Annotated in this window: 1 protein-coding gene; it reads left to right on the top strand. The window is 69.9% G+C overall.

The window, feature by feature from the left end:
- Positions 1-1016 (top strand): C40 family peptidase (locus tag AC08ON_RS15715; protein ID WP_476617238.1); only part of this gene is annotated, 1016 nt, incomplete at its 5' end.
- Positions 1017-1033 lie beyond the last annotated feature (17 nt).

The following is a 1033-nucleotide window of genomic DNA, read 5'->3' as shown; positions in this document are numbered from 1 at the left end:
CCCGGGCCCGGGCCCGCGCCTTCGCCGCCGTGACCACCGGGACCGTCGCGGTCTCCGGAGTGGCTCTCGCCGGCTGCGCCACCGACATCAACGCCGACGCCGCGAAGGACGAGCAGCCGAACACCGCTCCGATCACCCTTGCCGCGCAGATCGGCTCCCAGGCCGCCCTGGGGGGCAGCATCGCCGCCGCAGCGGTCAGCACCCACGGCTCCACCTCCCTGCTCGGCTCGACGGGCGGTGTCGACGCCCCGCCCCTGGCCGGCAAGGTTCAGGTCGGTCTCCGAGTGACCAACCCCGACGTGAGCGTCAGCGCGGACCAGCCGATCGACATCGGCTTCTCGCTCTACAACGAGCAGACCCACGAACCGCTGGCGAACCAGCTGGTCAAGGTGCAGGTGAAGCTCCCCACCGGGTGGGCCACCTTCCAGCACCTTTACACCAACGCCCAAGGCTACGCCTCCTACACGGCCCGAGTGCTCACCACCACGAACGTCACCGCGGTCTTCGACGGCACGGACGCCCTACAGTCCGCCCGCTCGGCGAACGACGCCACCCTGCGCGTACGGCCGGCGCCCACCCCCCGGCCCGTCCGCAACGCCGCCCGGTCGGATCTCCTCACGACAGGGGACGCCGCGGACCAGGCGTCGGTTCCGGTCCCGTCGAGCTCCCTCGGGGAGAAGGCCGTCTACCTGGCCTCCCTGCAGGCCGGCAAGCCCTACGTCTACGGTGCGGAGGGCCCGAGCTCGTTCGACTGCTCCGGCCTCATCCAGTACATCTTCAAGCAGCTCGGCAGAAGCGTGCCGCGGACGACCGACGCCCAGTTCGCCGCCGCCACCCGGGTGTCGCAGTACAACAAACAGCCCGGCGACCTGATCTTCTTCGGGACACCCGGGAACATTTATCACGTCGGCATCTACGCGGGCGACGGCATGATGTGGGCGGCGCCGCACACCGGCGACGTCGTGTCGCTCAAGAAGATCTATACCACCTCCTACTACGTAGGTCGGATCCTCTAGCGGCCGGTCGGAGCCGG

It is taken from the genome of Frankia sp. CoWAU3 (assembly GCF_977971855.1).
This window is presented reverse-complemented; position numbering and strand designations above follow the sequence as displayed.